Annotated in this window: 4 protein-coding genes and 1 pseudogene; 1 reads left to right on the top strand and 4 read right to left on the bottom strand. The window is 67.0% G+C overall.

All coding sequences use genetic code 11. From position 1 onward, the window contains the following. Positions 1–114 precede the first annotated feature (114 nt). Positions 115–537 (top strand): hypothetical protein, encoded by a 423-nt coding sequence (locus tag Q4I23_RS32020; RefSeq protein WP_498528911.1) that lies wholly within the window; start codon positions 115–117, stop codon positions 535–537. 13 nt (positions 538–550) lie between these two features. Here Q4I23_RS32020 and Q4I23_RS32015 read toward each other — a convergent pair whose 3' ends face one another. From Q4I23_RS32015 to Q4I23_RS32000, 4 genes and pseudogenes are all read right to left on the bottom strand, one after another. Then, on the bottom strand, positions 551–991 hold the full coding sequence (locus Q4I23_RS32015) for a DUF192 domain-containing protein (RefSeq protein WP_244439287.1): 441 nt from the start codon (positions 989–991) through the stop codon (positions 551–553). 124 nt (positions 992–1,115) lie between these two features. After that, positions 1,116–1,670: a hypothetical protein gene (locus Q4I23_RS32010; protein WP_454018366.1), complete on the bottom strand. Its 555-nt coding sequence runs from the start codon at positions 1,668–1,670 to the stop codon at positions 1,116–1,118. After that, positions 1,667–2,224, bottom strand: a complete 558-nt coding sequence (locus Q4I23_RS32005) for a hypothetical protein (protein WP_498528910.1) — start codon at positions 2,222–2,224, stop codon at positions 1,667–1,669. The genes Q4I23_RS32010 and Q4I23_RS32005 overlap by 4 nt, the downstream gene beginning before the upstream one ends. A 150-nt stretch (positions 2,225–2,374) precedes the next feature. Beyond that, positions 2,375–2,712: pseudogene (locus tag Q4I23_RS32000) on the bottom strand (hypothetical protein); the annotation flags it as partial.

Below are 2,712 nucleotides of genomic sequence, written 5' to 3'. Positions count from 1 at the left end.
CGAGATCTACACTCGCGTATAATCGTCGGCAGCGTCAGATGTGTATAAGAGACAGCGCCCCGTCTCGCCGTCTTCGTGTCCGGGCTGGACGACACCCCGGCCGGACGCGCCGCTGTGGCTCTGGCCGATGCCCTGCGGCGGCGGGGATATGGGCTCGACGTCATGGCCCCGATGGGGGGAGGATTGTTGCGGGCGGCGCTGCACCCGGGCATAGGCCAGATCGACCTCGCCAAGCGCCACACCGGCACTTCCGTCCTCGCGCTCGCGCGGATCGTCGCGGAACGGCGGCCGGCCGGCCTGATCGGGGTGGGAGGGGACGCCGGACTCGTCGCCCTTGGCGCCGTCCGGCTGGCGCGGCAGGGCACGCCCGCGGCGGTGCTGGAGGAACAGCCGCCGTCCGTCGGTGGGGTGCGGCGCGCCTTGCGGATGTGGCTGCACCCGCGCGCCTGCATCGTGGTGGGCGGCGCCGCCACGCCCCCTGAGGAGGCCGCCCGGCTCGTCCTGACCGCCTTCGGGTTGCCCGATGAGGCTCGTTAGCGCCGCGGCGCCGTCACTTCGCGGTGCCGAACGCCGCGTGCGCCACCCGGTCGCCCGGACGGATCCCCAGACGCGCGCTCATGCCGCCGTTGATCTCCAGAATGCCCTTCACCGGACCGGCGGAGTTCACCGCGTCCAGCGATTGCGGGACGGCGTTGGCATGGATGTTCACGATCCGGCCGTCCGTGCCGATGAAGATCATGTCGAGCGGGATCAGGGTGTTCTTCATCCAGAAGCTGGCCGGCTGCGGGCGGTCGTAGATGAACAGCATGCCGGAGTCGGCGGCCATCTTCTCGCGGAACATCAGCCCCTGCGCCTGCTGCGCCGGGGTTTCCGCCAGTTCCACGTCGAAGCGGTACTTGCCGCCGCCCGCCGTCTCGACGGTCAGGGAGGAGCGCGCGAAGCTCTCCAACGCCGCCGCCGGCAAGGCAGACAGCAGAATCGCAGCCCCCATCAGAAGCCCGCCCACAAGGCCACGCACAGCCCGTCCGATCATCGCGACCAACCCATTCCTTGACGTTCAGAGCTTGGACGATGCCGCCGCGATGTGCGGCTGTCCAGCGGCCTCTTCGACAGCGCTACGCCGCCGTCCGGTCGGTGGCGGTGGTGTAGATGTCCTTGGTCAAGGGCTTGACCTGCTTGATCTGGTAGCCGGGGCGGGCGCTGAAGCGGCGGATGGCGCGCTCCCCGGCTTCCCGGTCGCTCTCGGCCCAGACGAGATAGTCGCGTCCGCGCGCCCATTCGACGGCCAGAGGGTGCAGGGCGTCGATCTCGCCGATCTGTGTGTTGACGACGGTCACCAGCCATTCCTTGTCGTTCGGATTCCGGCGGTCGGTCAGGATCAGGAGTTGGGGCCGCTGCTTGGTCTGCGCCTCGGACAGGCGTCGCTGGATGTCAGACTGCTTGCGCCGAGCCTCGACGGTGTCGGCCATGCACTCGTCGATCTCCTTGACGAGGCTCTCCTCCTCGCGCTGGAGCCGGCGGATCGTCGCTTCCAGCTTGCCGATGGAATCCTTGGCGGCGCGCATCCGGCTGCGGCTCTGCGCCACCTGAGCATCGACCGCGAGCAGCACATTCCCCAGCCATGCCCCAATGGCGATGATCCCGAGAATGATGAGGAAGTTGATCATCATGACGCGGGTGCCTTGATGCGGGCGGGGTTGAGGCGGCCCTGCGTCTTCTGGAACGCCTTGGTGAAGCCCATCTTGAAGGGAAACGCCACCTCGACGAGTTGCTTGGCCTCCTCCGCGTTGGACGCCCAAACCTCCGCCACGTTGGCACAGCGCCAGATCGGGTTGACCTGGGACTTGTCACCGCCGGAGGAGGCTTTTTCCTGGGCAACGTTCACCAGGAATTTCGACAGGCCGGCCTGGGGGTCGCCCACCTCGTGCACGAACACGGGCGGCTGAAGGGCGATTTCCGCGATCGCCCGCTCCATCTTGCGGTTTTCGGTTTCGGCGCGGTGCTCCTCGGCGGACGCGTGGTTGCGCCGCTGCACCTTGCCGTTCACCCGGTCCTGAAGCTCGTGAATCTCCGAATGCAGGACGTAGATGCGGTTCTCAAGCTGGTCGATGCCTGCGGAGCGATGAAGAAAGTCGGGCAGGAAACGCTTCAGCATCATGGCGACCGGCACCGCGGCCAGCATCATCGCGGCGATGGTCAGCAGGAGCAAGGTGGTGTTGGACATCGGCGGCCTGCCCCTCTCCCTATCCGGCTCCCGGTATGGCGTGAATCATCGAATTGGCCAGCGGACAGCGCGAGTCGCGCGAATCAGGCTGTCCGATTCGTCCCGATACGTCAACTGCGTGACATACGTGAATGAAAAACTTTCCAAAGATTATCCAGTACGGACCATCTTCGTGATTGCCGCAGCGGCAACGCGACGCACCTCGTCGCGCAGTGGGCCGGGACGCGGCGCGTCGGCGAGCGTGGTGAACCAATGCTCCGGCGGGTTGCGCCCGGCGGCGCGCGACCACGTCAGCGCCCGCAGCACGTCCTCCGCCTGCGGTGTCGGCGGCACCACCGGGTCGATGCCGTTCAGCACCGCCCAGATCCCTGCCCAGCAGCGCCCGACGGACCAAGGATTGTAGCCCCCGCCCCCAACCACCATCCTGTCTCTTATACACATCTCCGAGCCCACGAGACTATAACAGCTATCGCGTATGCCGTCTTCTG

It is taken from the genome of Azospirillum sp. UFLA03-27, from assembly GCF_059803775.1.
The sequence above is the reverse complement of the archived record's forward strand: the minus strand, read 5'-3'. Positions and strand labels throughout refer to the sequence as shown.

Bases quoted from the DNA above. Each gene is read 5' to 3' on its own strand.
- Q4I23_RS32015 (WP_244439287.1), bottom strand. From the start codon at position 991: ATGGGGGCTGCGATTCTGCTGTCTGCCTTGCCGGCGGCGGCGTTGGAG.
- Q4I23_RS32010 (WP_454018366.1), bottom strand. From the start codon at position 1,670: ATGATGATCAACTTCCTCATCATTCTCGGGATCATCGCCATTGGGGCA.
- Q4I23_RS32005 (WP_498528910.1), bottom strand. From the start codon at position 2,224: ATGTCCAACACCACCTTGCTCCTGCTGACCATCGCCGCGATGATGCTG.